Source organism: Streptomyces sp. NPDC005761 (assembly GCF_040630635.1).
Lineage (GTDB): Bacteria > Actinomycetota > Actinomycetes > Streptomycetales > Streptomycetaceae > Streptomyces.
Genome location: NZ_JBEXXX010000023.1, coordinates 1 through 22,038, shown reverse-complemented (window position 1 = coordinate 22,038; position 22,038 = coordinate 1). Strand labels below are relative to the sequence as shown.

The window sequence follows — 22,038 nt, the reverse complement described above, 5'->3', positions numbered from 1 at the left end:
CATGGCATCTGCATTCGAGTACGCACCGGCGCCGGAATCCCGTTCCGTCGTCGACATCGCCCCCTCGTACGGCCTGTTCATCGACGGCGAGTTCACCGACGCCGCCGACGGCAAGGTCTTCAAGACGGTCAGCCCGTCGTCCGAGGAGGTGCTCTCCGAGGTCGCCCAGGCAGGCTCCGCGGACGTGGACCGGGCCGTGAAGGCGGCCCGCCGGGCGTTCGAGAAGTGGTCGGCGCTGCCCGGCTCCGAGCGCGCCAAGTACCTGTTCCGGATCGCCCGGATCATCCAGGAGCGCTCGCGCGAGCTCGCGGTCCTGGAGACCCTGGACAACGGCAAGCCGATCAAGGAGACCCGCGACGCGGACCTCCCGCTGGTCGCCGCGCACTTCTTCTACTACGCGGGCTGGGCCGACAAGCTGGACCACGCGGGGTACGGCGCGAACCCGCGCCCGCTCGGCGTGGCCGGCCAGATCATCCCGTGGAACTTCCCGCTCCTGATGCTGGCGTGGAAGATCGCCCCGGCGCTCGCCACCGGCAACACCGTGGTGCTCAAGCCCGCCGAGACGACCCCGCTGTCCGCGCTCTTCTTCGCGGACATCTGCCGCCAGGCGGGGCTGCCCAAGGGTGTCGTCAACATCCTGACGGGTTACGGGGACGCGGGCTCGGCCCTCGTCGAGCACGAGGACGTCAACAAGATCGCCTTCACCGGATCGACGGCGGTCGGCAAGGCCATCGCCCGGCAGATCGCGGGCACCGGCAAGAAGGCCACGCTGGAGCTGGGCGGCAAGGGCGCCAACATCGTCTTCGACGACGCCCCGGTCGACCAGGCCGTCGAGGGCATCGTCACCGGCATCTTCTTCAACCAGGGCCAGGTCTGCTGTGCGGGCTCGCGCCTCCTCGTGCAGGAGTCGGTCGAGGAGGAGGTGCTGGACTCCCTCAAGCGCCGGCTCTCCACGCTGCGCCTCGGCGACCCGCTGGACAAGAACACCGACATCGGCGCGATCAACAGCGAGGAGCAGCTCTCCCGGATCACCGCGCTCGTCGAGACCGGTGAGGCCGAGGGCGCGGACCGCTGGTCGGCGCCGTGCGAGCTGCCCTCGGCCGGCTACTGGTTCGCGCCGACGCTGTTCACCGGCGTCACCCAGGCCCACACCGTCGCCCGGGACGAGATCTTCGGCCCGGTCCTGTCCGTGCTGACCTTCCGCACGCCCGACGAGGCGGTCGCCAAGGCCAACAACAGCCAGTACGGCCTCTCGGCCGGCATCTGGACGGAGAAGGGCTCCCGCATCCTCGCGGTGGCGAACAAGCTCCGGGCGGGCGTCGTCTGGGCCAACACGTTCAACAAGTTCGACCCGACCTCGCCGTTCGGCGGTTACAAGGAGTCGGGCTTCGGCCGCGAAGGCGGCCGTCACGGTCTGGAGGCCTACCTCGATGTCTGACGGGCGACTGAGCGTCTTCAAGACCTACAAGCTGTACGTCGGGGGCAAGTTCCCCCGCTCCGAGAGCGGCCGGGTGTACGAGGTGACGGACTCCAAGGGCAAGTGGCTGGCGAACGCGCCCCAGTCCTCCCGCAAGGACGCGCGGGACGCCGTCGTGGCCGCCCGCAAGGCGTTCGGCGGCTGGTCGGGCGCGACCGCCTACAACCGCGGCCAGATCCTCTACCGCATCGCGGAGATGCTGGAGGGCCGCCGGGACCAGTTCGTCCGCGAGGTGGCGGAGGCCGAGGGGCTGTCGAAGTCCAAGGCAGCGGCCGTCGTGGACGCGGCAGTGGACCGCTGGGTCTGGTACGCGGGGTGGACCGACAAGATCGCCCAGATCGTGGGCGGGGCGAACCCGGTCGCGGGTCCGTTCTTCAACCTCTCGACCCCCGAACCGACCGGCGTCGTGACCGTCGTCGCCCCGCAGGAGTCGTCGTTCCTGGGCCTGGTCTCGGTGCTCGCGCCCGTGATCGCGGCCGGCAACACGGCGGTCGTCGTGGCCTCGGCACGGTCCCCGCTGCCCGCTCTGTCGCTGGGCGAGGTGCTGGCCACCTCGGACCTGCCGGGCGGAGTGGTCAACATCCTGTCGGGGAGGACGGCGGAGATCGCCACGCCGCTCGCCTCCCACCAGGACGTGAACGGCATCGACCTGACGGGGGCCGACGCGGATCTGGCCAAGGAGCTGGAGATCGCGGCCGCGGACAACCTGAAGCGGGTCTCCCGCCCGTCCGCCGCCCGCCACCCCGCCGAGAAGGAGGCGAACGGCGCCGCTCATCCACAGGCTGTGGACACCGGCGCGGACGCCGACTGGTCGGCCGACCCCGGGACCCGCCGCCTGACGGCGTTCCTGGAGACCAAGACGGTGTGGCACCCGACAGGCGCGCTCGGCGCGGCGGGCTCCTCGTACTGACTCGGATACGGCAGCGGCCCGTGCCCGGGAGATCCCGGGCACGGGCCGCGTCCGTGTCAGCCGTGCAGCAGGCCCACGACCTGTCCCACCACGGGCAGGTCCTTCAGCGCGCCTCCGCTGGTCACCGGGTCGGTGACGGCAGCGGTGGAGACCGGCTTGAAATCGGCGACCTGGGTCCCCACCGCGTTGTCCAGCGGGTCCACGCCCGTACCGGCCAGCGGGTCGAGGCGCAGATGCGTCACGGGCGCGATGCCGTTGTCGAGCGAGTGGCCGAGCGCCCCGGTGACCGCACCGCCCGCGGCCTCTCCGGCCTCCCCGAGGCTGGTGTCCGTCCCCGTCGCCTGCACGAGGGGCAGCGGGGCCGCCTGGGCCGCCGCACCCCCCGCACCGAGCGCGGCGCCCACCGCGGTGACGGTCAGGCCTGCCCGCAGCAGAATGCGGCGCCGGGACTTGGAAAGTGCGTGACGTGCCATGAGGTTCCCACCTGATCGGACCGATTCGAACCATCGATCGAGTAACCGGTTGAGTGCACAGAGTAGTTGAGGTGTGATGCCGGATACCAACAAGACCTCCGGGGATCCCCTGTGCGGGTCAATGCCTCACACTTGTGTTCTGTGAGTTCCCAAGCGATTTCGACCCGCGTCGTCCTGTTGGCGGGCCCCTCCGGCTCAGGCAAGTCCTCCCTCGCCGCCCGTACCGGTCTCCCGGTGCTGCGGCTGGACGACTTCTACAAGGAGGCAGGCGACCCCACGCTGCCGCTCGTCACGGGGAGCACGGACATCGACTGGGACTCCGCACTGTCCTGGGACGCGGACGCGGCAGTCGCCGCGATCACGGAGCTGTGCCGCACCGGGCGGACCGACGTACCGGTGTACGACATCGCGACCAGCTCCCGGACCGGGCACGAGGGCTTCCACATCGAGCGCACACCGCTCTTCGTGGCCGAGGGGATCTTCGCCGCGGACATCGTCGGGCAGTGCCAGTCGCTGGGCCTCCTGGCGGACGCGCTGTGCCTGCGCGGCCGCCCGTCGACGACGTTCCGCCGCCGGCTGCTGCGCGACCTGCGCGAAGGCCGCAAGTCCGTGCCCTTCCTGCTGCGCCGGGGCTGGCGCCTGATGCGCGCCGAACGCCGCATCGTGGCGCGCCAGGCGGAACTGGGGGCGTACCCCTGCGGCAAGGCAGAGGCCCTGGGCCGCCTGGCCGCCGCCGCGGCGGGGCGGTGCCGTACCCCCGCGACAGCGAAGGCGAGCCCCGCCGGCGACTGACGCCCGCGTCCAGGGCACACCCAAGCCCCTCCGGCGATTGAGGAGCGGGGTACGGGGTCAGCGCCCCCGACGCCCGGCGCGCCCCGAAGCCCGGCGCCCCGAACCTTCCGGCCCCACGCAAACGCCGAGGGGCCGGACGGGACCCCCCGGCCCGTCCGACCCCTCGGCTTCCCCGTGACACCGCCGCCTCCCCCGAAGCAGCGGCCCCGCTTCCCCCGTGACACCGCCGCCTCCCCCGAAGCGACGCCCCCGTTCCCCCCGCTGCCTCAGGCCACCAGCTCGCCGAAGGACTCCTCCTCGTCACGGCCGAAGCTGAGGACCTCGTCCTCGCGCAGCCGGCGGAGCGACCGCCAGATGCTGGACTTCACCGTGCCGACACTGATGTCGAGGATGGACGCGATCTCCGGGTCCGTGCGGCCCTCGTAGTAGCGCAGGACCAGCATCGTGCGCTGCGTCTCGGGCAGTCGCGCCAGCGCCTGCCAGAGCACGGCGCGCAGCTCCGTACCGCGCATCGCGTCCGTGTCGCCCGCCGTCTCCGGCAGCTCCTCGGTCGGGTATTCGTTCAGCTTGCGCCTGCGCCAGGCGCTGATGTGCAGGTTGGTCATGGTGCGGCGCAGATAGCCGCCGACCGCCGCCTTGTCGCTGATCCGGTCCCATGCCCGGTACGTGGAGAAGAGAGCGCTCTGCAGCAGGTCCTCGGCCTCGAACCGGTCACCGGTCAGGTGGTAGGCGGTGGCGTACAGGGAGGCGCGGCGCTCCCGGACGTAGGCCGTGAACGCCGCTTCGGCGTCCTCGGCCCGCTCCGGGGCCCTCCGCTCCCCCGTGACCTCCCCGTACGCGCTTCCCCCGTTGCCCGCCCCCGTGGTGGCAGACGCGTCAACCACCGTCATGTATGACGGGTGCTGACGCCCGGCGCCTCGAACGCACCCCCGCCCGTTCACTGCGGCGCCGGACTTCTCGGTGCTCCGCCCGACGTCGTGGAGACGCGTGACAACTGCGCTGGTGGTGATGCTGTGCGTTGCGTTCATCTCGCGCCCCCCGTCGGTGGAGTCCGTCCGTTCCTTGTGTCAACGAGCTTGCCGGGGCGATTTCATGGCCCTGTCCGCCGACTGTCACAGGCCTGTCACAGGGCCCGGCGCAGACACGATTCGGGGCTGCCGGATGCATGAGAGGGGACCAACTGTCGAACTGGGGCACCCCCATGGGTCAGAATGACCAACGTGCCTTTCCTGTTGCTGATCGAGGACGACGACGCCATCCGCACGGCCCTCGAACTCTCGCTGTCTCGCCAGGGCCACCGTGTGGCCACCGCGGCGACGGGAGAGGACGGCCTCAACCTGCTGCGCGAGCAGCGGCCCGACCTGGTCGTGCTGGATGTGATGCTGCCCGGGATCGACGGTTTCGAGGTGTGCCGGCGCATCCGGCGCACGGACCAGCTGCCGATCATCCTGCTGACCGCACGGAGCGACGACATCGACGTCGTGGTCGGTCTGGAGTCCGGTGCCGACGACTACGTGGTGAAACCCGTGCAGGGCCGGGTGCTCGACGCCCGTATCCGCGCGGTGCTCCGGCGCGGTGAGCGCGAGTCGACCGACTCCGCCACGTTCGGCAGCGTGGTGATCGACCGGTCCGCCATGACCGTGACCAAGAACGGGGAGGACCTGCAGCTCACGCCGACCGAGCTGCGCCTCCTGCTGGAGCTGAGCCGCCGGCCGGGCCAGGCCCTGTCCCGGCAGCAGTTGCTGCGCCTCGTGTGGGAGCACGACTACCTCGGTGACTCCCGGCTGGTGGACGCCTGTGTCCAGCGGCTGCGGGCGAAGGTGGAGGACGTGCCGTCCTCGCCGACCCTGATCCGTACCGTGCGGGGCGTGGGATACCGGCTGGACTCGCCGCAGTGAGCCCGGCTGTGCGGCGGAGCCTGCTTGCCGGGCTCCGCTGGACCAGCCTGCGGCTGCGGCTCGTCGTCGTGTTCGCCCTGGTCGCGCTCACCGCCGCGGTGTCCGCGTCCGGCATCGCGTACTGGCTGAACCGCGAGGCGGTGCTGACGCGTACGCAGGACTCCGCGCTCGGGGACTTCCGGCAGGAGATGCAGGGCCGCGCGGCCTCACTGCCGCTGAAGCCCACCAAGGAGGACCTGCAGACCGCCGCCGTACAGATGGCGAGCAGCAGCCCCGGCTACAGCGTGCTGCTGATCGACGAGCGCGATCCCGGCAAGCCGATCGTCGGCAACTCCGACCTGGACACCTTCACGCGCGACAACGTTCCGGTGTCGCTGCAGAAGCAGGTCGACAGGAAGCAGCCGGTCAAGGCGGGCAACAAGTACGAGTACCACCTGTTCTGGCAGCGGATATCGATCCGCGGCACGCCCTACCTCGTCGCCGGCACGAAGATCATCGGCGGCGGCCCGACCGGCTACATGCTCAAGTCGCTCGACCAGGAACGGCAGGACCTCAACTCCCTCGCCTGGTCACTGGGGATCGCCACCGCCCTGGCCCTCGTCGGCTCCGCCCTGCTCGCCCAGGCCGCGGCAACGACGGTGCTGCGGCCCGTGCAGCGGCTCGGCGACGCCGCCCGCAAGCTCGGCGAGGGCAAGCTCGACACCCGGCTCACGGTGTCCGGTACCGATGAACTGGCCGATCTCTCCAGGACGTTCAACAGAACGGCGAGCTCCCTGGAGAAGAAGGTCGCGGACATGAGCGCGCGGGAGGAGTCCAGCCGCCGCTTCGTCGCCGACATGTCGCACGAACTGCGCACCCCGCTCACCGCGATCACCGCGGTCGCCGAGGTGCTGGAGGACGAGGCCGACAGCCTCGACCCGATGATCGCGCCCGCCGTGCACCTGGTGGTCAGCGAGACCCGGCGCCTCAACGACCTGGTGGAGAACCTGATGGAGGTCACCCGCTTCGACGCGGGCACGGCCCGCCTCGTCCTCGACACCGTCGACGTCGCCGACCAGGTGACCGCCTGCATCGACGTCCGGGCCTGGCTGGACGCGGTGGACCTGGACGCCGAGCGCGGCATGATGGTCCGCCTCGATCCGCGCCGGCTCGACGTCATCCTGGCCAACCTGATCGGCAACGCGCTGAAGCACGGCGGTTCGCCCGTACGGGTCACGGTACGGACCGAGGGCGACGATCTCGTCATCGAAGTGCGCGACCACGGCCCCGGCATCCCCGAGGACGTGCTGCCGCACGTCTTCGACCGCTTCTACAAGGCCAGCGCCTCGCGGCCGCGCTCCGAGGGCAGCGGCCTGGGACTCTCGATCGCGATGGAGAACGCGCACATCCACGGCGGCGACATCACCGCCGCGAACTCGCCGGACGGCGACGGCGCGGTGTTCGTCCTGCGGCTGCCGCGCGACGCCGAGGCGCTGAACCGCACCACCGAGGGTCACGACGCCGGGATCCCGGACGAGGAGGACGACGCGACGTGACGCCCACCGAACGCCGGGGTCGCCGCCCCGCCGCGGCGCTTGCCGCTGCCGCGCTCTGCGCCGTACTGGCCGCGGGCTGCGGGATCAGGACGACCTCGGTACCCGTGGACGCCGGCCCGGCCCCGTCGCGGGTGCCGTGCGCCATGCCGGCGGAGGACATCACCACCCAGGCCCAGCAGGGCATCCCCGTACAGATCTATCTGGTCTGCGCCTCGGAACTGGTCACCGTGGACCGCTCGGCGCAGGTCCCGGAGACGGCATCGGACCGGCTCCGGATCGCCCGGGCCCTCCTGGACGAACTGCGCCTGGAACCACCGGCCGCCGAGGAGCGGGCGGGATTCTCCACCCACGTCCCCGCCGCGCTCCGCATCGGCGGTCCCGTCACGGGCGACCCGAAGGGCACGCTGCGTCTCAGCGAGCAGCCGGAGGACCTGCCGTCCGAGGCCCTGGCGCAGATCGTCTGTACGTACGCCGAGAGCGAGTCGCTCGTCCCCGACGGCTCGGTGACGCTCGGCGGCCCGGGCGGCTACCCGCCGCGCGCCTATCTGTGCACCACGGAGACGAAGGCCAGCCCGGAGGCCGTACCGACCACGGACGCGGCCCCACTGCCCTGAGCAGGTCGGCGCGGGCGTGCCGGGCGGGTGAGCCAGGTCTCCCCCGGCGGAGCGGAACCGATCCTGCCGCTGCCCGCGTCTTGGGTGACGTGCGTCAAGGTTCGGGCGGCCAGGCCGTCATCCGCTTCCGCGCGGTCGGAGTGTCACTGCTCCTCGCGCATCTGCTGCTCGTCGGGTGGCTGACTCTGCGCCCGCTGGACGTGCCGTGGATGACCGCCGCCAACCTCCAGCCCTTCGCCGGCATCAAGGCCGACCTGTCCCTCGGCCCGGTCACCGCCGTCCGCCGCATCGGCAAGGAACTCCTGCTGCTGGCCCCCCTGGGCGTGCTGCTGCCGCTGGCGGGGGGCCGGCTCCTGGTCTCCCCGTGGTCCTCACTGACCCGCACGGTTGCGGCCGGGTCGCTGATCTCGCTGGTCATCGAACTGGGCCAGACCGGGGTGCCCGGTCAGGTCGTCGACGTCGACTCGCTGTTCCTGAACACCGTCGGTGTGGCCCTCGCCCACGTCCTGATAGTCCCGGCCTGGCGGGCGCGGCACCGCCGCCGGTACGAGCCGCAGGGCCGCGTGCCGGTCCGGGCCGGCCACGAGGCGCGGGCCTCTCACGGGACTCAGGGATCGACCCCGACGATTTCCAGGGTCGGTATCGCCCCGTAGAGCGACGCTTTGCCCCCGCCGCCAGGGCCATCCTGGATACACCGGGAGCGCAACGGACCGCTCCCTCAGCAACGGTTCGCGAAGGAGCCCACCATGGCCGCACTTGCCCGCCCCCGTGACGGACGCATGCTCGGCGGAGTGTGCGCAGCGCTGGCACGGCGCTTCGGCACCTCCGCGAGGACCATGCGCATCATCTTCGTCGTCTCGTGCCTCCTGCCGGGCCCGCAGTTCCTGCTCTACCTGGCGCTGTGGCTGCTGCTCCCCCAGGAGCGGCCGTCGTCCGCCGCGACCGCCTGGTAATCCCCCGACGCACGCCTGTGGGCGGACACCCGGCATCGGGTGTCCGCCCACAGGCAGGTGCGGGACCGGTCTCAGCGACCGAGCGGCAGCCCGTTGGCCGACAGACCGCTGGTCGTCAGCCCACCGGCGGGCATACCGCCGAGAAGGCCCTTGGCCGGGGCGGTGACGTCGCCCAGGACCTTCGTCTGGCTGGTGCCGAGGAGCTCGTTGGCGGTGTCCTGGACCGGCAGGGTCGACGTGGCGTTCGCCAGGGCGCCGGCGACGGGCAGGGCGCTGGTGGCAGCGTCCAGCGGCAGCGCGGAGGCCGACGCGGTACCGGCGGCGGCAGCGGCGAAAGCGGCACCGAGAGCGGCGACGCCGAGAGTCCTGGCAGCAGACTGCTTCATGTGAAATTCATCCTTGGGGAAGGGGACGTGAGCGGCTCTGCAACGTAGTCAGCCCCTTGCCCTTCCCGCAAACATCGAAAAACACGGAAAACGGCCGGGAATCACGTTCCCGGCCGTTCTCGGAGAGCGGTCCGTCAGCCGGCTACCGAGGTAGACACGCTGGTCGCAGCGGTCTGCTCGAAGAGCCATTCGGACTTCAGCTCGGCATATCCGGGCTTGATGACGTCACTGATCATCGCCAGACGTTCATCGAAAGGAATGAATGCTGATTTCATCGCATTGACGGTGAACCACTGCATGTCATCGAGCGTGTATCCGAAGGTCTCGGTCAGCTTCTCGAATTCCCGGCTCATGCTCGTACCGCTCATCAGCCGGTTGTCGGTGTTCACGGTGGCCCGGAAGTGGAGCCGCCGCAGCAGCCCGATGGGGTGCTCGGCGTACGAGGCCGCGGCACCGGTCTGCAGGTTGGAGGTCGGGCAGAGCTCCAGCGGGATGCGCTTGTCCCGTACGTAGGAGGCGAGGCGGCCGAGCTTCACACTGCCGTCCGCGGCGACCTCGATGTCGTCGATGATGCGGACACCGTGGCCGAGCCGGTCGGCGCCGCACCACTGGATGGCCTGCCAGATCGACGGCAGCCCGAAGGCCTCGCCGGCGTGAATGGTGAAGTGGTTGTTCTCGCGCTTGAGGTACTCGAAGGCGTCGAGGTGCCGGGTGGGCGGGAAGCCCGCCTCCGCCCCCGCGATGTCGAAGCCGACGACACCCTGCTCGCGGTAACGGTTGGCCAGCTCCGCGATCTCCAGCGAACGGGCGGCGTGCCGCATCGCGGTGAGCAGCGCGCCCACCCTGATCCGGTTCCCGTCCTGGCGCGCCCGGCGCTCACCCTCGCGGAAGCCCTCGTTGACGGCCTCGACGACCTCTTCGAGGCTCAGGCCGGCTTCGAGGTGCTGCTCGGGGGCGTACCGGATCTCGGCGTAGACGACACCGTCGGCAGCCAGGTCCTCCGCGCACTCGGCGGCGACCCTGACCAGCGCGTCACGCGTCTGCATGACGGCACACGTATGGGCGAACGTCTCCAGGTAGCGCTCCAGCGACCCGGAGTCGGCGGCTTCCCGGAACCAGATGCCGAGCTTGTCGGGATCGCTCTCCGGAAGCCCGTCGTATCCGTTGACCGCGGCGAGTTCGACGATCGTCCCGGGGCGCAGACCGCCGTCGAGGTGATCGTGGAGAAGGACCTTGGGGGCACGCCGGATCTGATCCTGGCCGGGCACATTGAGGGTCGGGCTCATCATCCACGCACTCTAACGCCTACGCGCGTAGAGCGCTGCGGGGCGCGGCCCGCCGATACGTAACAGAGACCGCGCCCCACCCGCGTGGAGCGCCGCCGCGCGCCCCTCGCCGATACGTAACAGAGACCGCGAATACGGGTGGCGTACACCTGCCCTTCTGACACTGTTACGTCATGGCACAGCGCGCACTCCCCCTGCCTGCTGCAAGGCTGGGACGGGCCGTCAGGACGGCCGGAGAATCCACCACGGTCAGCGGCGTGGTCCTGCTGCTCCCGGACGGCGAGCCCTACTCGCACCGCCGCCCCTCCCCTCTCACCTACGCCCGCAGACTCCCTCTGGCCCGGTCCCTGGCCCGCGCCGGCGGCACCGACGGCCTCGCCGCCCACGTCGTCCACTACCGCTGCCGCGGCTGGAACACCACGGACGCCCACCTCGCGGCGGACGCCGAATGGGCGGTGGACGAGGTCGTACGCCGCTACGGCGACATCCCGGTCTGCCTGGCCGGCCACGGCATGGGCGGCCGCGCGGCCCTCCGCGCGGGCGGCCACCCGGCAGTCACCTCGGTCCTCGCGATGGCCCCCTGGCTCCCGGGCGACCCGGACGCCGAACCGGAACCGGTCAAGCACCTGGTCGGCCGCCCCGTCCTGCTGGTCCACGGGACGAACGACGCCCACTGCGACCCGGAGCTGTCGTTCCGCCTGGCCGAACGCGCCAAGAAGTCCAACCGCGACACCTGCCGCTTCGAGGTCCACTCGGACGGCCACGCGCTACGCCAGCACCAATCCGAAGTCGCCGCCCTGGCAGCGGACTTCGTGCGCGGCTCCCTCTTCGGCCGCAGCTACGCCCGCCCGGTCGCCGACGCCCTGGCGGCTCCACCGCCGCTGGGGCTGCGGATGCCGTTGGCCGCGGGGTTCGGGAAGTCGTTGCGGGGATGAGAGGGCATTGCGGGCCCGGGCCGGAGAACCCCGGCCCGGCTCAACCGACCTGGGCCTCGAAGCCGTTGTCCTGGCAGTAGCGCACGATGAGCCCGCCTGCCCCGCGATCATTGCTCTTCAGCGCCGCCGCCGTGGCCTCCGCCAGGGTGCGTCCTCCTCCGACGGACTCGTCCCGGAGCGGCTCCATCGCAAGGAACACATCATCGGCGACGGCCCCGACCATGTCGTACCCTGACGCCCCATCCGCTTCCGCGCCCTCCGCCTCAGCGTCCTTCTCTTCTCCCTGAGCGTCCTCCCACGCCCCGAGCTGGGTGCAGTAACTCTCGCGCTGCTCGGCCAGCCGCTGTTCGCTCTTGCCGTCACCGGAGGAACACCCGGCCGTCACCACGAGCAGAGCAAGCACCGGGACGACCGTCCTGATCAAGCGCACCATGTTCTCCGTTGCCTTCACCCAGCCGAACACCTGCGCCGGCTCGTCCCGATCGCACACAACTCCCGCGTCAGGGTAGCCACGTCGGCCGTGGAGGCGTGGGCTCTTCCCAGGGATCCGGGGCACACGTACGGCATGACTCTGGCTCGCTCCTTACCCGACAGCGCGACCGAGTGGTGGATCTACCTCGGTGCGTTCGCCCTCTACGTGCTGACCCGCCTGGTCCTGGCCTGGCGGCAGGCACACCACGACGGTGCCGATCACCCCGTCCGCGCCGCCTTCGCGGAGGAGGAGCCGGAGGAGTCGAACACCTCGGTGGCCCTCGGCTCCTTCCGGTCCTACCGGCAGCTCGCGGGCTTCGTCGGAGGTACGGTCGCGATCGTTCTGGTGGCCACCCTGACCGACGGAGACCTGCGACTGCTGCTCATGTGCACCGTCGCTCCCCTCATCGTCATGGCTCTGGCCTACCTCGACTTCCGCCTCGCCCGCACCGCACGGCAACGCGCCGCGAGGTCATTCGGGGGCGGCCGGCGGGGACTCTGACCGGGAGCGAGCCCCGTCTCGACCTCAACCGGGCGGAGCACCTGTACCTGCGTCCCCGGCGACTATCCGGCCTCACCGCCCGGGGAGGCGCCCGCCTCCGGGGTCGACGCCAGGTCCCGCCGCACACGGCTTGCGGCAACCGCGGCGGCGACGAACGAGGCGACCAGCGGCCGCTGGTCGAGTCGCGACCACGCGACGACCAGTCGGCTGGGCGCCGCATCGATCACCGGCTTGTACACCAGCCCGGGGTGAAGGGGGTCGATGGACGAGCGCGGCAGGATCGCGATCGTCCGGCCGAGCATGATCATCTGCGTCATCTGTGCCACGTCCACGATCTCCGGCCCGGCCCCACCGTCAGGCACGCCCTTCCAGCGCGGCAGCGTCTCGTGCTCCAGGTCGGCCATGCACAGCTCGCCGCGCGAGGCCAGCCGGTGGTCCCGCGGCAGAATCGCCACGCGCCCTTCGACGTACAGCGTCTCGGACTCCAGTCCGGAGAGGTCGTCGAACGGCGCGTACAGGAGCGCCACATCGGCTCTTCCGTCACGCAGGTAGTCGGCGCGGTCGGCGGCACCGCCGAACAGGATGTCCACCCTGCGCGCATCGGGCTGTCCGGCATACGCGGCGAGGATCCCGGACAGCAGGTTGGCATCGCCACCGGGCTTGATCACCAGCCGCAGCTGCGCCTGGACGTCACCGGCCCGGCGCGCACTCCGGGCCGCGGCACTCACCGCGTTGAGCGCGTGGCGGCCGTGGTGCAGCAAGGCCTCGCCGGCCGGGGTCAGCGAGACGTGACGACTGGAGCGCACGAGCAACTGGACGCCGAGCCGCGATTCGACGCGCTGGACCGCTTTCGACAGCGCCGGCTGCGCGATGGCGAGGCGCGCGGCGGCACGGCCGAAGTGCAGCTCCTCGGCGACCGCGACGAAGTACTCCAGCTCACGCGTCTCCAATTCGATCATTCCTCCAGGTTATCGCTGGAGAATCAATCGGTCTTGGACTTCGTTCGGGGGGCGAGGTTCGATTGACCCATGATTCACCACACAATGATCGTCTCCTTCGCCGACTCCGTCCCGACGGCCGAGCTGGATCAGTTCCTCAAAGACATCGAACAGGTCATGCGCGACTCGGGACAGATCCAGACCTTCGCGGCCTCGCAGCACATCCGTGTAGCCGCCGATGACCACAGTCCCGGGCCCGCCGCCACCGCGATCGTGCAGATCGCCCTCGCCGACCTCCACGCGCTGAACGCCTCGTTCACGGCTCCCGGACTCGAGGACGTCATCAAGTGCTGGCAGTCCCGCCACCCGTACAAGGTCGTCTGGGCCAACCACGAGCCGCTCTCCTGACGGCGTCCGGCCCGGAGTCGGTCCTCACCGGGTAACCGCCGGCCCCGTCTCCGCCCACACGGTCTTGCCCGGCCCGAGCCGATCGCTCACGCCCCAGCGGGAGGCGAGGGCCTCCACGATGAGGAGGCCCCTGCCCCCGTCGGCCTCCGGGTCGGCCGGCGGCGCGGCAGCGGGGACCGGGCGGGCCTCGTGGGTGTCGGAGATCTCGACGCGTACGACTCCGGTCCCGTACGCGTACACGAGCCGCAACTCGAAGTCGCGCCCCGGAACCCGCCCGTGCAGGACCGCGTTGGCCGCCAGCTCGGCGACGAGGAGCGCCACGGTGTCGGAGAGCTGCGTGCCGTACGGAACCCCCCAGACGTCGAGCTTCCACACGGCCAGGCGGCGCGCGAGGGTTGCGCCCAGGCGGGTGGCGGAACACCTCTGGGCGAACACACTTACGGTTACGGGTGGTTGGGCTTGCAGTGCTGTCATGCACCCAGCGTTCCGCCTCGACCACCTGCGCCAGCAGGAACAACACCCATACAGATCCCTCTGTATGGGTTGACGCTCTGGACGGGGTGGGTAACCGTCCGTGATCATTGTCGCGTTGATCGATGCGCGAAAGACGGGGCGGCGATGACGGCGGACCACGAGAGCACCACGACGAACGGCGAGCCCGAGCTGTCCGACAGCCTGCGGACGTTCGGGGCCGTACTGAAGGCCCTGCGCGAAGCCGCCGGCCTCACCCAGGAGGACTTCGCACCCCGCGTGCAGTACTCGCCCGCCTACATCGCCAAGATCGAGCAGGGCAAGCGGTTCCCGCCGGAGAACCTGCCGGAGCGGGCGGCGGAGGCCCTGGGGCCGGTCGCGGGCAAGGTCCTCGGCGCCGCCGCGCGGAGTCTGCGCAGGAGGGCCGGGCTCGCCTCCTGGTTCCAGCAGTGGGCGGGGATCGAGGAGGAGGCGATCACGCTGTACGCGTACGAGTGCCGGGGGATTCCTGGGCTGTTACAGCCCGAGGGATACATCCGGGCCGTGTTTGAACGCCAGTTGCCGCCTCTCACGGAGACACAGATCCAACGACAGGTCACGGCTCGACTCGAACGTCAGCGGCTCCTCTGCGAACGCCCCAACACCGCCTTCAGCTTCGTCGTCGAGCAGGGCATCCTGGAGCGCCAGGTGGGCGGGGCGCGCGTGACCGCCCTCGTCATCGACCACCTGCTGCACATCGGGCGGCACACCAACGTGGAGATCCAGGTCATGCCGCTCCGGCAACAGGACCACACCGGGATCGACGGGCAGATGTATCTGGCCGAGAGCCAGGCCAACCAGTGGTTCGGCTACACCGAGGGCCACCGCTCAAGCGCCCTGCTCACCGCTCCGAGCGAAGTCAGCATCCTGCTCCAGCGCTATGGCAAGCTGCGTTCCCAGGCCCTGGATTGCCGGGCTACGGTGAGCTTGCTGGAACGGATGCGAGGAGCGCTATGAGCACCACAGAGCTGAACTGGTTCAAGAGCAGCTACAGCGGCGGCGATGGCGACAACTGCGTCGAGGTCGCCCTGGCCGCCCGCGCCGTCCACGTCCGCGACTCCAAGGACACCGACCGGCGCCCGTTCGCCGTCTCCACGGCCGCGTGGTCGGACTTCACCGCGTACGCGTCCGCCACCATGCCCGCCGCTTGACCTGTCACTCCGGCAGCAGGTTCCCCCTCCGCGACAGCAGGAACTTCTTGAACGCCGCCACCGGCGGAGTGTCCGGGTGGCCGTCCAGCCAGGCCACGCCGATCTCCCGGGCAGCCCGCGGTGCCGTCACCGTCAGTTCCACCACCCCGGGGCGGGCCACCGCCGGGGGCGGGAGCAGCGCCACGCCCAGGCCGGCCGCGACCAGGCCGCGCAGCGTCTCCGCCTCCTCGCCCTCGAACGCGACGCGGGGGACGAAGCCCGCCTCCGTGCAGAGGTCGTCCGTGATGCGGCGCAGGCCGTAGCCGGGTTCCAGGGTCACGAAGGTCTCGTCGGCGGCCTCCGCCAGGCGGATGCGGCGGCGGGTGGCCAGGCGGTGGTCCTCGGGGACGACCAGGCGCAGGCGTTGTTCGTCCAGGCGGCGGGCGACGAGATCCGGGGCGTCCGGGACCGGTGAGGTGAGGCAGAGGTCGAGGCCGCCCGCGCGGAGGCGTTCGATCATGGCCTCGCCGTAGTTCTGGACGAGCTGGAAGCGGACCCGGGGGTGGTCGACGCGGAAGGCGCGGATGAGGGCGGGGACGGTTTCCGAGCCCATGGTGTGGAGGAAGCCGAAGGCGACCTTGCCGGCCGTGGGGTCGGCGTCCGCCCGGACCGAGTCGGCGGCCTTCTCCACCTCCGCGAGCGCCCGTTCCGCCGAGCCGAGGAAGGTGCGGCCCGCGGGGGTCAGGGAGACCGTGCGGCCCTTGCGGGCGAACAGGGCGACGCCGAGGTCCTGTTCCAGCCGGACCATGGCCCGCGAGAGCGTGGACTGCGGGACGCCCAGTTCATGCGCGGCGCGGGTGACGTGCTCGTGGCGGGCGACGGCCTCGAAGTACGCCAGGCGCGGCGCCAGGACCGCGCGAATGTCTTCTTCGTAACTGCTTGGTGACAGCCGAGGCTGTGAGCTGTACTGATGCGCCATAGGATTGATTATTGCGTGTTTGTGCATTGGACGCATGAAAGGTGTCGGGCCTACTTTCGTGGCATGCCTCCTGCCAGTACCGGGGCGTCCACCCTCATCGTGGCCGCCTCGACCCAGTCGTCCCCCGTCGCCGCTACCGTCCCCGCTGTCGCAGCGGACCGGCTCGAGCCCGGACGGCCCGGCTACCGCCGGATGAGCTTCGCGCTCTTCGCCGCCGGTGTCGCGACGTTCGCGCTCCTCTATTCCACTCAGGCCCTGCTCCCCGCCGTCTCCGCGTCCTTCGGCGCCACGGCCGGGCAGGCGAGCTGGACGGTGTCCGCCGCGACGGGTGCGCTGGCCCTGTGTGTGCTGCCGATGAGCGCGCTGTCCGAGCGGTTCGGGCGGCGGCAGATGATGACCGCCTCGCTGGCGGTGGCCGTGGTGGTCGGGCTGTTCGTACCGTTCGCGCCCTCGCTCGGCTGGCTGATCGCGCTGCGCGCGATCCAGGGCGCCGCACTCGCCGGTCTGCCCGCCTCCGCGATGGCGTACCTGGCGGAAGAGGTCCGGCCCAAGGCGCTGGTCGCCGCGATCGGGCTGTTCGTGGCCGGCAACAGCATCGGCGGGATGAGCGGCCGGATCCTCACCGGCTGGATCGCCCAGGCGTGGGGCTGGCGGGCGGCGCTCGGCGCGGTCGGGCTGCTGGCCGTGGCCTGCGCGGTCGTCTTCCACTTCATGATCCCCCGGGCACGGCACTTCACTCCCGGCTCGCTGAACCCGAAGGCCCTGGCGAAGACCGTCGGCGGGCACCTCGCCGATCCGCTGCTGCGGCGGCTGTACGCGATCGGCGCCCTGTTCATGACGGTGTTCGGCGCGGTCTACACGGTGATCGGCTACCGGCTCGTGGACGCCCCGTTCAACCTCCCGCAGGGCATCGTCGGGTCGATCTTCCTGGTCTATCTGGTCGGTACGGTCTCCTCCGCCGCCGCGGGCAGGCTCGTCGCCCGGCTGGGGCGCCGGGGCGCGCTCTACCTCGCCGTCTCCACCACGGCCGCAGGTCTGCTGCTCTCGCTCGCCGACCAGCTGGCCGCCGTGCTCCTCGGCCTGGTCCTGATCACGGCCGGATTCTTCGCCGGGCACGCGGTCGCCTCGTCCTCCGTGAGCCGTACGGCCACCACCGGCCGCGCCCAGGCGTCGGCGCTCTACCAGTCGGCGTACTACCTGGGCTCCAGCGCGGGCGGCACGCTCGGCGCGGTCGCCTTCCACGCCGGCGGCTGGGCAGGCACGGTCACGCTGGGGCTGGTCGCGGTGCTCGGGGTCGTATCGATCACGCTGTACGGGACGCGGGCAGCGCGTGTCGAGCGGCGCAGGCCGGTGGCCGCGACGGCGTCCGTACAGAACTGAGACATTCGGCGCACAACCATCCACTCCCCGGCGCGCGTCTAGCAGGCGGAAACACCGCACTGCGCGCGAAGGGGAGTTGGCGTACATGAAGATCACGGGGAACATACGGGGTGTGCGGGCACGGCGCGTTCTCGCGCTGTCCGTCGCCGGTCTGACGGCCGTACCGGCATTCGTGCTCGGCACCGGCGGCACCGCCCAGGCGGCGTCCTGCACGACGTCCAGGGGCCCGTACCAGAAGCAGGTGGAGAAGTACCTGCACCTGAAGGTGGACGGCAAGCAGTCGGCCGCCGACTGCAAGGCGATCCGGTCGTTCCAGAGCACGTACGGGGTCACGCCGACGATCGGTTACGCGGGGCCCGTCACCTGGCGCACCATGCAGACGCTCACCGCTCAGAAGGCGGCAGGGAAGAACCCGAACAAGGCCAAGAAGTGCCCCACGAACAAGGGGCGCATCGCGTGCGTGGACCTCACCCGACAGATCACCTGGATCCAGGACGGCAGCAAGCTGAAGTTCGGACCGGTGCCGGTGCGGACCGGGCGGGACGGGTACGAGACCCGGACCGGGGCGAAGAAGATCTACTGGAAGCACAAGAACCACGTCTCGTCGCTCTACCACGTGAAGATGCCGTACTCGCAGTTCTTCGACGGCGGGCAGGCCTTCCACGCGGTGGGCGTGAAGATGTGGAACCCGCCGGGCTCGCACGGCTGCGTCAACATGCGCACCGCCGACGCGAAGTCATACTGGAACCTGTTGAAGAACGGCGACGACGTGTACGTGTACGGGCGCAAGCTCGGGACGTGACCGCTTCTGCTCTTCCCGCCCCCGTTGTCAGTGCCCTGCGGTAGCTTCCGAAGTGCTGAAGTGAGCGGTGTCACAACGCAACAGGGGTGAAGCGACGCGATGAGTGATCTGACGGCGACGACGACCGATATCGACAGCCGTCTCGAGGGACACCGGGTCGAGCTGACCGGCTACTGCTACCGGATGCTCGGCTCGGCCTTCGAGGCGGAGGACGCGGTCCAGGACACCCTGGTGCGTGCGTGGCGCAACATCGAGAAGTTCGAGGGACGCTCCTCGCTGCGCTCCTGGCTCTACCGCATCGCGACGAACGTCTGCCTCGACATGCTGAACGCGGGCAACAAGCGCGCCCGGCCCGTCGACCTGTCGGGCCCGACCCCGCTCGCACAGGCCGCGCTCAACCCGCTCCCGGAGAACGCCTGGCTGGAGCCGATGCCGGACGGGCGGATCCTGCCGACGGTCGCGGACCCGGCGGAGGCCGCCGTCGCGCGCGAGTCGGTACGGCTCGCGTTCGTCGCCGCGCTCCAGCATCTGCCGCCGAAGCAGCGGGCGGTGCTGATCCTGCGCGAGGTGCTCGCGTGGAAGGCGAGCGAGGTCGCCGAGCTGCTCGACACCTCGGTCGCCTCGGTCAACAGCGCGCTCCAACGGGCCAGGGCCACGCTGACCGACCACCAGGGCGATGCCGCCTCCGCCGACACGGCGAATCCCCTGGACGAGGAGCAGGCGAAGCTCCTGGAGCGGTACGTGGCGGCGTTCGAGGGCTACGACATGAAGGCGCTGACCGCGCTGCTCCATGAGGACGCGGTGATGACCATGCCGCCGTTCGACCTCTGGTTGCAGGGGCACGACGACATCGCCGGGTTCATGACGTCCATCGGCGCGTCCTGCGAGGGCTCCCGGCTGGTCGCCACGTCGGCGAACGGCACCCCGGCCTTCGCGCACTACAAGCCGAATCCGGACGGGCCCGGGTTCGTGCCGTGGGCGGTGCAGGTCATCGACATCCAGGACGGGGCGATCACCGGGATGCACTGCTTCCTGGACACCCCGCGCTGGTTCCCGCTGTTCGGCCTGCCGGACCACCTGGAGGCGGACGCCGCGTGAGACGGGGCGTGAGGCGGGGGCTGGTGGCGGGGTGGGTGGTTCTCGCCGTCGCCGGGTGGGGGGTCACGCAGTGGGTCGGTGAGCCGGCGGCGACGTCGGGGCCGGCCCGCGTCGTGCCACCGGGCTCCGGGGCGGAGCCGGGGCCGCAGCCGGAGTTCGACTGCGCGGAGGCGGTACGGGCCGCGAAGTCTCGCATGGCCTCGCCCCCGTCCCCATCGGCCACAGCCCTGCCCCCGGAGCACGAGGGCACCACAGGCAAACAGAACGTGGTCACCGCCGTGGCCTGCGACTACTCGGTCTCCGACTGATCCGGGGCCGGTGACGGCCGGCTCGGTCAGGGGCCGGGTGCCCGGCCCGTCTCCACCGTCGTCGACCCGTCGTCCAGGTCCACCACATCTCCCAACCCCAGCAGGTCGAGCAGCAGTTGCAGCTCGGGCGGCGTCCCGCGCAGCCTCAGTCGCCTCCCGCCCGCCCGGCGTGCGACCAGGGACAGGCGGGCGATCGCTTCGACGGAAGCCAGGCTCGGCTCGACGATGCCGCCCACGTCGCAGTCCACCACCGCTGCTTCCGACGTGGCCAGCAGCGCCTCCAACTCGGCGCATAGACGGGGCGTACCGGCCCTGGTGACGTGTCCGGAGAGGACGAATACGGCCGGTGACAAGGGATCCATACCTAGGAGACCGGCGATGCGGGAGAAACTCATCGCGGGGCTGGGGTGCTTCTCGACTCACGGGGAAGATCGCGGTGTCCGGGTGCAGGCCGAACGGCTCGGGCAGCCTCAGCTTCTCGCCGTACTCGACCGCGTTCGGCACGCGGTACGTGCCGTCGGCCGGCTCCCCGTGCAGCGTGCGGTGGGGCGGCCGGAGCGCCAGGGGTCGAGGAGCAGGAAGAGCTCGACGCCGGCCTGCCCGTAGCCGTGTGTCTTGCCGATGCGGTCGTGGTTGGCGTTGGCCCGCGAGGTGATCTCGACGACGAGCCGTACCTCTTCGGCCGGGCCGCGGTTGCCCGGCCCGGTGGCGACCACGCGTGGCAGCACCACGAGGTCGGGGATGTAGAGCCCGGGGACCGGTGGCAGTCCACCGGTCCCGTTCGCCCGTACGAGGAAACCGCAGGTCAGGCGATACGCTCCCGCACCACCGGGACGGCGGCGAACGGGGTGCCCGACGGGGCGATGTCGTACGCGTCGGGCAGTGCCTTCAGCGCGTACTCGAACTTCTCCGGGGTGTCCGTGTGCAGCGTCAGCAGCGGCATCCCGGCCGTCACCTCGTCGCCCGGCTTGGCGTGCAGTTCGATGCCCGCGCCGGCCTGGACCGGGTCCTCCTTGCGGGCGCGGCCCGCGCCGAGGCGCCAGGCGGCCACGCCGATGTCGTACGCGTCCAGGCGGGTCAGGACTCCGGAGGCGGAGGCCGTGACGACGTGCTGTTCACGGGCGACGGGGAGTGCGGCGTCCGGGTCGCCGCCCTGGGCGGAGATCATCCGGCGCCAGACGTCCATCGCGGAGCCGTCCGCGAGGGCCTTCTCCGGGTCGGCGTCCTTGAGGCCGGCCGCGTCCAGCATTTCGCGGGCGAGGGCCAGCGTGAGGTCGATGACGTCCTTCGGGCCGCCGCCGGCGAGGACGTCCACGGATTCGCGGACCTCCAGGGCGTTGCCGGCGGTCAGGCCGAGGGGGGTGGCCATGTCGGTGAGCAGGGCGACCGTGCGTACGCCGCTGTCGGTGCCCAGCGCGACCATGGTGGAGGCCAGTTCGCGGGCGTCCTCGATGGTCTTCATGAAGGCGCCGGAGCCGACCTTGACGTCCAGGACGAGTGCGCCGGTGCCTTCGGCGATCTTCTTGGACATGATGGAGCTGGCGATGAGCGGGATGGCCTCGACGGTGCCGGTGACGTCACGCAGCGCGTACAGCTTCTTGTCGGCGGGGGCGAGCCCGTCGCCGGCGGCGCAGATGACGGCGCCGGTGGTGTCGAGGACGTTCAGCATCTCGGCGTTCGAGAGGTGGGCGCGCCAGCCGGGGATGGACTCCAGCTTGTCGAGCGTGCCGCCGGTGTGGCCGAGGCCGCGTCCGCTGAGCTGCGGTACGGCGGCGCCGCATGCGGCGACCAGCGGGGCGAGCGGCAGGGTGATCTTGTCGCCGACGCCGCCGGTGGAGTGCTTGTCGGTGGTGGGGCGGGAGAGCGAGTCGAAGTTCATCCGCTCGCCGGAAGCGATCATGGCGGCGGTCCAGCGGGCGATCTCCGTGCGGTTCATGCCGTTCAGCAGGATCGCCATGGCCAGGGCGGACATCTGCTCGTCGGCGACCTCGCCGCGGGTGTACGCGTCGATGACCCAGTCGATCTGCTCGGGGGTCAGCTCGCCTCGGTCCCGCTTGGTGCGGATGACGGAGATGGCGTCCATGGTCTGGAGTCCTTCCGGCCGGTACGTACGTACGCAGATGAGCACGCATGAGTCCCGTTGACTCTACGCGCATAGAGGAGAAAAGAGCCGCCGGGTGGGCCCGCCACGTGCGGGCCCGCCCGGCTGGTTGCCGGTGCCGCGTCGGCGGGGTTCGCCCGGGCGAACCCCGC

The 22,038-nt window shown here is 70.9% G+C and carries 27 protein-coding genes and 1 pseudogene; 17 read left to right on the top strand and 11 right to left on the bottom strand.

Annotation, left to right across the window (positions count from 1 at the left end; translation table 11 throughout):
• Position 1 precedes the first annotated feature (1 nt).
• Both ABZ434_RS21270 and ABZ434_RS21265 read left to right on the top strand, forming a co-directional pair.
• Positions 2-1,438, top strand: a complete 1,437-nt coding sequence (locus ABZ434_RS21270) for an aldehyde dehydrogenase family protein (RefSeq protein WP_359138975.1) — start codon at positions 2-4, stop codon at positions 1,436-1,438.
• Positions 1,431-2,387 (top strand): aldehyde dehydrogenase family protein, encoded by a 957-nt coding sequence (locus tag ABZ434_RS21265; RefSeq protein WP_359138972.1) that lies wholly within the window; start codon positions 1,431-1,433, stop codon positions 2,385-2,387. Before ABZ434_RS21270 ends, ABZ434_RS21265 begins: the two co-directional genes overlap by 8 nt.
• Positions 2,388-2,443: 56 nt before the next feature.
• Here ABZ434_RS21265 and ABZ434_RS21260 read toward each other — a convergent pair whose 3' ends face one another.
• Positions 2,444-2,860 carry a hypothetical protein gene (locus ABZ434_RS21260; protein WP_359138970.1) on the bottom strand — a complete coding sequence of 139 codons (417 nt, stop codon included), beginning with the start codon at positions 2,858-2,860 and terminating at the stop codon, positions 2,444-2,446.
• A 141-nt stretch (positions 2,861-3,001) separates the two neighbouring features.
• Here ABZ434_RS21260 and ABZ434_RS21255 point away from each other — a divergent pair, with 141 nt between their 5' ends.
• Positions 3,002-3,652, top strand: coding sequence for a uridine kinase (locus ABZ434_RS21255; RefSeq protein WP_359138968.1), 651 nt, complete (start codon positions 3,002-3,004; stop codon positions 3,650-3,652).
• A 266-nt stretch (positions 3,653-3,918) separates the two neighbouring features.
• On the opposite strand, the gene ABZ434_RS21250 is transcribed toward ABZ434_RS21255, so the two are convergent.
• A complete protein-coding gene (locus tag ABZ434_RS21250; protein WP_359138965.1) occupies positions 3,919-4,680 on the bottom strand; it encodes a SigE family RNA polymerase sigma factor in 762 nt (253 codons plus the stop codon).
• A gap of 192 nt (positions 4,681-4,872) precedes the next feature.
• On the opposite strand from ABZ434_RS21250, the gene afsQ1 reads away from it, so the two are divergent.
• From afsQ1 to ABZ434_RS21225, 5 genes are all read left to right on the top strand, one after another.
• A complete protein-coding gene (gene afsQ1, locus ABZ434_RS21245; protein WP_185095372.1) occupies positions 4,873-5,550 on the top strand; it encodes a two-component system response regulator AfsQ1 in 678 nt (225 codons plus the stop codon).
• Complete coding sequence (locus ABZ434_RS21240; protein WP_359138963.1) at positions 5,547-7,085, top strand: HAMP domain-containing sensor histidine kinase; 1,539 nt, start codon at positions 5,547-5,549, stop codon at positions 7,083-7,085. Before afsQ1 ends, ABZ434_RS21240 begins: the two co-directional genes overlap by 4 nt.
• The gene (locus ABZ434_RS21235) at positions 7,082-7,699 is read left to right on the top strand and encodes a hypothetical protein (RefSeq protein WP_359138959.1); all 618 of its coding nucleotides are present in this window, start codon (positions 7,082-7,084) and stop codon (positions 7,697-7,699) included. The genes ABZ434_RS21240 and ABZ434_RS21235 overlap by 4 nt, the downstream gene beginning before the upstream one ends.
• 89 nt (positions 7,700-7,788) lie before the next feature.
• Positions 7,789-8,352 (top strand): VanZ family protein, encoded by a 564-nt coding sequence (locus ABZ434_RS21230; RefSeq protein ID WP_359138956.1) that lies wholly within the window; start codon positions 7,789-7,791, stop codon positions 8,350-8,352.
• A 93-nt stretch (positions 8,353-8,445) separates the two neighbouring features.
• A complete protein-coding gene (locus ABZ434_RS21225; RefSeq protein WP_148020372.1) occupies positions 8,446-8,652 on the top strand; it encodes a PspC domain-containing protein in 207 nt (68 codons plus the stop codon).
• Positions 8,653-8,723: 71 nt separating this feature from the next.
• Here ABZ434_RS21225 and ABZ434_RS21220 read toward each other — a convergent pair whose 3' ends face one another.
• On the bottom strand, positions 8,724-9,038 hold the full coding sequence (locus ABZ434_RS21220; protein WP_359138952.1) for a hypothetical protein: 315 nt from the start codon (positions 9,036-9,038) through the stop codon (positions 8,724-8,726).
• 134 nt (positions 9,039-9,172) lie between these two features.
• Positions 9,173-10,327, bottom strand: coding sequence for an adenosine deaminase (locus ABZ434_RS21215; protein WP_359138950.1), 1,155 nt, complete (start codon positions 10,325-10,327; stop codon positions 9,173-9,175).
• A gap of 170 nt (positions 10,328-10,497) precedes the next feature.
• Here ABZ434_RS21215 and ABZ434_RS21210 point away from each other — a divergent pair, with 170 nt between their 5' ends.
• Positions 10,498-11,259: an alpha/beta hydrolase gene (locus ABZ434_RS21210; RefSeq protein ID WP_359138947.1), complete on the top strand. Its 762-nt coding sequence runs from the start codon at positions 10,498-10,500 to the stop codon at positions 11,257-11,259.
• A 40-nt stretch (positions 11,260-11,299) separates the two neighbouring features.
• Here ABZ434_RS21210 and ABZ434_RS21205 read toward each other — a convergent pair whose 3' ends face one another.
• Positions 11,300-11,710: a hypothetical protein gene (locus tag ABZ434_RS21205; RefSeq protein WP_359138944.1), complete on the bottom strand. Its 411-nt coding sequence runs from the start codon at positions 11,708-11,710 to the stop codon at positions 11,300-11,302.
• A gap of 114 nt (positions 11,711-11,824) precedes the next feature.
• Here ABZ434_RS21205 and ABZ434_RS21200 point away from each other — a divergent pair, with 114 nt between their 5' ends.
• Positions 11,825-12,232, top strand: coding sequence for a hypothetical protein (locus ABZ434_RS21200; protein ID WP_359138941.1), 408 nt, complete (start codon positions 11,825-11,827; stop codon positions 12,230-12,232).
• A gap of 62 nt (positions 12,233-12,294) precedes the next feature.
• Here the strand turns inward: ABZ434_RS21200 and ABZ434_RS21195 are convergent, their stop codons facing one another.
• Positions 12,295-13,191: a LysR family transcriptional regulator gene (locus ABZ434_RS21195; RefSeq protein ID WP_359138938.1), complete on the bottom strand. Its 897-nt coding sequence runs from the start codon at positions 13,189-13,191 to the stop codon at positions 12,295-12,297.
• A gap of 69 nt (positions 13,192-13,260) precedes the next feature.
• Here ABZ434_RS21195 and ABZ434_RS21190 point away from each other — a divergent pair, with 69 nt between their 5' ends.
• Entirely contained in the window at positions 13,261-13,578 is a 318-nt protein-coding gene (locus ABZ434_RS21190) for a hypothetical protein (protein WP_359138935.1), read from the top strand.
• Positions 13,579-13,602: 24 nt separating this feature from the next.
• On the opposite strand, the gene ABZ434_RS21185 is transcribed toward ABZ434_RS21190, so the two are convergent.
• Complete coding sequence (locus tag ABZ434_RS21185; RefSeq protein ID WP_359138931.1) at positions 13,603-14,052, bottom strand: ATP-binding protein; 450 nt, start codon at positions 14,050-14,052, stop codon at positions 13,603-13,605.
• A 144-nt stretch (positions 14,053-14,196) separates the two neighbouring features.
• Here ABZ434_RS21185 and ABZ434_RS21180 point away from each other — a divergent pair, with 144 nt between their 5' ends.
• On the top strand, positions 14,197-15,045 hold the full coding sequence (locus ABZ434_RS21180) for a helix-turn-helix transcriptional regulator (RefSeq protein ID WP_359138928.1): 849 nt from the start codon (positions 14,197-14,199) through the stop codon (positions 15,043-15,045).
• The gene (locus tag ABZ434_RS21175) at positions 15,042-15,239 is read left to right on the top strand and encodes a DUF397 domain-containing protein (protein WP_359138925.1); all 198 of its coding nucleotides are present in this window, start codon (positions 15,042-15,044) and stop codon (positions 15,237-15,239) included. Before ABZ434_RS21180 ends, ABZ434_RS21175 begins: the two co-directional genes overlap by 4 nt.
• Before the next feature lie 4 nt (positions 15,240-15,243).
• Here the strand turns inward: ABZ434_RS21175 and ABZ434_RS21170 are convergent, their stop codons facing one another.
• Positions 15,244-16,197, bottom strand: a complete 954-nt coding sequence (locus ABZ434_RS21170; protein WP_359138922.1) for a LysR family transcriptional regulator — start codon at positions 16,195-16,197, stop codon at positions 15,244-15,246.
• Positions 16,198-16,260: 63 nt separating this feature from the next.
• Here ABZ434_RS21170 and ABZ434_RS21165 point away from each other — a divergent pair, with 63 nt between their 5' ends.
• The 4 genes from ABZ434_RS21165 to ABZ434_RS21150 all read left to right on the top strand — a co-directional run bounded on the left by ABZ434_RS21165 (position 16,261) and on the right by ABZ434_RS21150 (position 19,785).
• On the top strand, positions 16,261-17,577 hold the full coding sequence (locus ABZ434_RS21165; RefSeq protein ID WP_359138919.1) for an MFS transporter: 1,317 nt from the start codon (positions 16,261-16,263) through the stop codon (positions 17,575-17,577).
• An 85-nt stretch (positions 17,578-17,662) separates the two neighbouring features.
• Positions 17,663-18,379, top strand: coding sequence for a L,D-transpeptidase family protein (locus ABZ434_RS21160; RefSeq protein ID WP_359138916.1), 717 nt, complete (start codon positions 17,663-17,665; stop codon positions 18,377-18,379).
• Between the two features lie 99 nt (positions 18,380-18,478).
• A complete protein-coding gene (locus ABZ434_RS21155; RefSeq protein ID WP_359138913.1) occupies positions 18,479-19,477 on the top strand; it encodes a sigma-70 family RNA polymerase sigma factor in 999 nt (332 codons plus the stop codon).
• Positions 19,474-19,785, top strand: a complete 312-nt coding sequence (locus tag ABZ434_RS21150) for a hypothetical protein (protein WP_359138910.1) — start codon at positions 19,474-19,476, stop codon at positions 19,783-19,785. The genes ABZ434_RS21155 and ABZ434_RS21150 overlap by 4 nt, the downstream gene beginning before the upstream one ends.
• Positions 19,786-19,811: 26 nt before the next feature.
• On the opposite strand, the gene ABZ434_RS21145 is transcribed toward ABZ434_RS21150, so the two are convergent.
• From ABZ434_RS21145 to ABZ434_RS21135, 3 genes and pseudogenes are all read right to left on the bottom strand, one after another.
• Entirely contained in the window at positions 19,812-20,147 is a 336-nt protein-coding gene (locus ABZ434_RS21145) for an STAS domain-containing protein (RefSeq protein WP_359138908.1), read from the bottom strand.
• A 55-nt stretch (positions 20,148-20,202) separates the two neighbouring features.
• Positions 20,203-20,537 (bottom strand): annotated as a pseudogene (locus ABZ434_RS21140) (Uma2 family endonuclease); the annotation flags it as partial.
• A gap of 53 nt (positions 20,538-20,590) precedes the next feature.
• The gene (locus ABZ434_RS21135; RefSeq protein WP_359138905.1) at positions 20,591-21,868 is read right to left on the bottom strand and encodes a thymidine phosphorylase; all 1,278 of its coding nucleotides are present in this window, start codon (positions 21,866-21,868) and stop codon (positions 20,591-20,593) included.
• Positions 21,869-22,038: the final 170 nt, after the last annotated feature.

Bases quoted from the DNA above. Each gene is read 5' to 3' on its own strand.
- ABZ434_RS21270 (WP_359138975.1), top strand. From the start codon at position 2: ATGGCATCTGCATTCGAGTACGCACCGGCGCCGGAATCCCGTTCCGTC.
- ABZ434_RS21265 (WP_359138972.1), top strand. From the start codon at position 1,431: ATGTCTGACGGGCGACTGAGCGTCTTCAAGACCTACAAGCTGTACGTC.
- ABZ434_RS21260 (WP_359138970.1), bottom strand. From the start codon at position 2,860: ATGGCACGTCACGCACTTTCCAAGTCCCGGCGCCGCATTCTGCTGCGG.
- ABZ434_RS21250 (WP_359138965.1), bottom strand. From the start codon at position 4,680: ATGAACGCAACGCACAGCATCACCACCAGCGCAGTTGTCACGCGTCTC.
- ABZ434_RS21225 (WP_148020372.1), top strand. From the start codon at position 8,446: ATGGCCGCACTTGCCCGCCCCCGTGACGGACGCATGCTCGGCGGAGTG.
- ABZ434_RS21220 (WP_359138952.1), bottom strand. From the start codon at position 9,038: ATGAAGCAGTCTGCTGCCAGGACTCTCGGCGTCGCCGCTCTCGGTGCC.
- ABZ434_RS21215 (WP_359138950.1), bottom strand. From the start codon at position 10,327: ATGATGAGCCCGACCCTCAATGTGCCCGGCCAGGATCAGATCCGGCGT.
- ABZ434_RS21210 (WP_359138947.1), top strand. From the start codon at position 10,498: ATGGCACAGCGCGCACTCCCCCTGCCTGCTGCAAGGCTGGGACGGGCC.
- ABZ434_RS21200 (WP_359138941.1), top strand. From the start codon at position 11,825: ATGACTCTGGCTCGCTCCTTACCCGACAGCGCGACCGAGTGGTGGATC.
- ABZ434_RS21195 (WP_359138938.1), bottom strand. From the start codon at position 13,191: ATGATCGAATTGGAGACGCGTGAGCTGGAGTACTTCGTCGCGGTCGCC.
- ABZ434_RS21190 (WP_359138935.1), top strand. From the start codon at position 13,261: ATGATTCACCACACAATGATCGTCTCCTTCGCCGACTCCGTCCCGACG.
- ABZ434_RS21185 (WP_359138931.1), bottom strand. From the start codon at position 14,052: ATGACAGCACTGCAAGCCCAACCACCCGTAACCGTAAGTGTGTTCGCC.
- ABZ434_RS21180 (WP_359138928.1), top strand. From the start codon at position 14,197: ATGACGGCGGACCACGAGAGCACCACGACGAACGGCGAGCCCGAGCTG.
- ABZ434_RS21175 (WP_359138925.1), top strand. From the start codon at position 15,042: ATGAGCACCACAGAGCTGAACTGGTTCAAGAGCAGCTACAGCGGCGGC.
- ABZ434_RS21170 (WP_359138922.1), bottom strand. From the start codon at position 16,197: ATGGCGCATCAGTACAGCTCACAGCCTCGGCTGTCACCAAGCAGTTAC.
- ABZ434_RS21165 (WP_359138919.1), top strand. From the start codon at position 16,261: ATGCCTCCTGCCAGTACCGGGGCGTCCACCCTCATCGTGGCCGCCTCG.
- ABZ434_RS21160 (WP_359138916.1), top strand. From the start codon at position 17,663: ATGAAGATCACGGGGAACATACGGGGTGTGCGGGCACGGCGCGTTCTC.
- ABZ434_RS21155 (WP_359138913.1), top strand. From the start codon at position 18,479: ATGAGTGATCTGACGGCGACGACGACCGATATCGACAGCCGTCTCGAG.
- ABZ434_RS21145 (WP_359138908.1), bottom strand. From the start codon at position 20,147: ATGGATCCCTTGTCACCGGCCGTATTCGTCCTCTCCGGACACGTCACC.
- ABZ434_RS21135 (WP_359138905.1), bottom strand. From the start codon at position 21,868: ATGGACGCCATCTCCGTCATCCGCACCAAGCGGGACCGAGGCGAGCTG.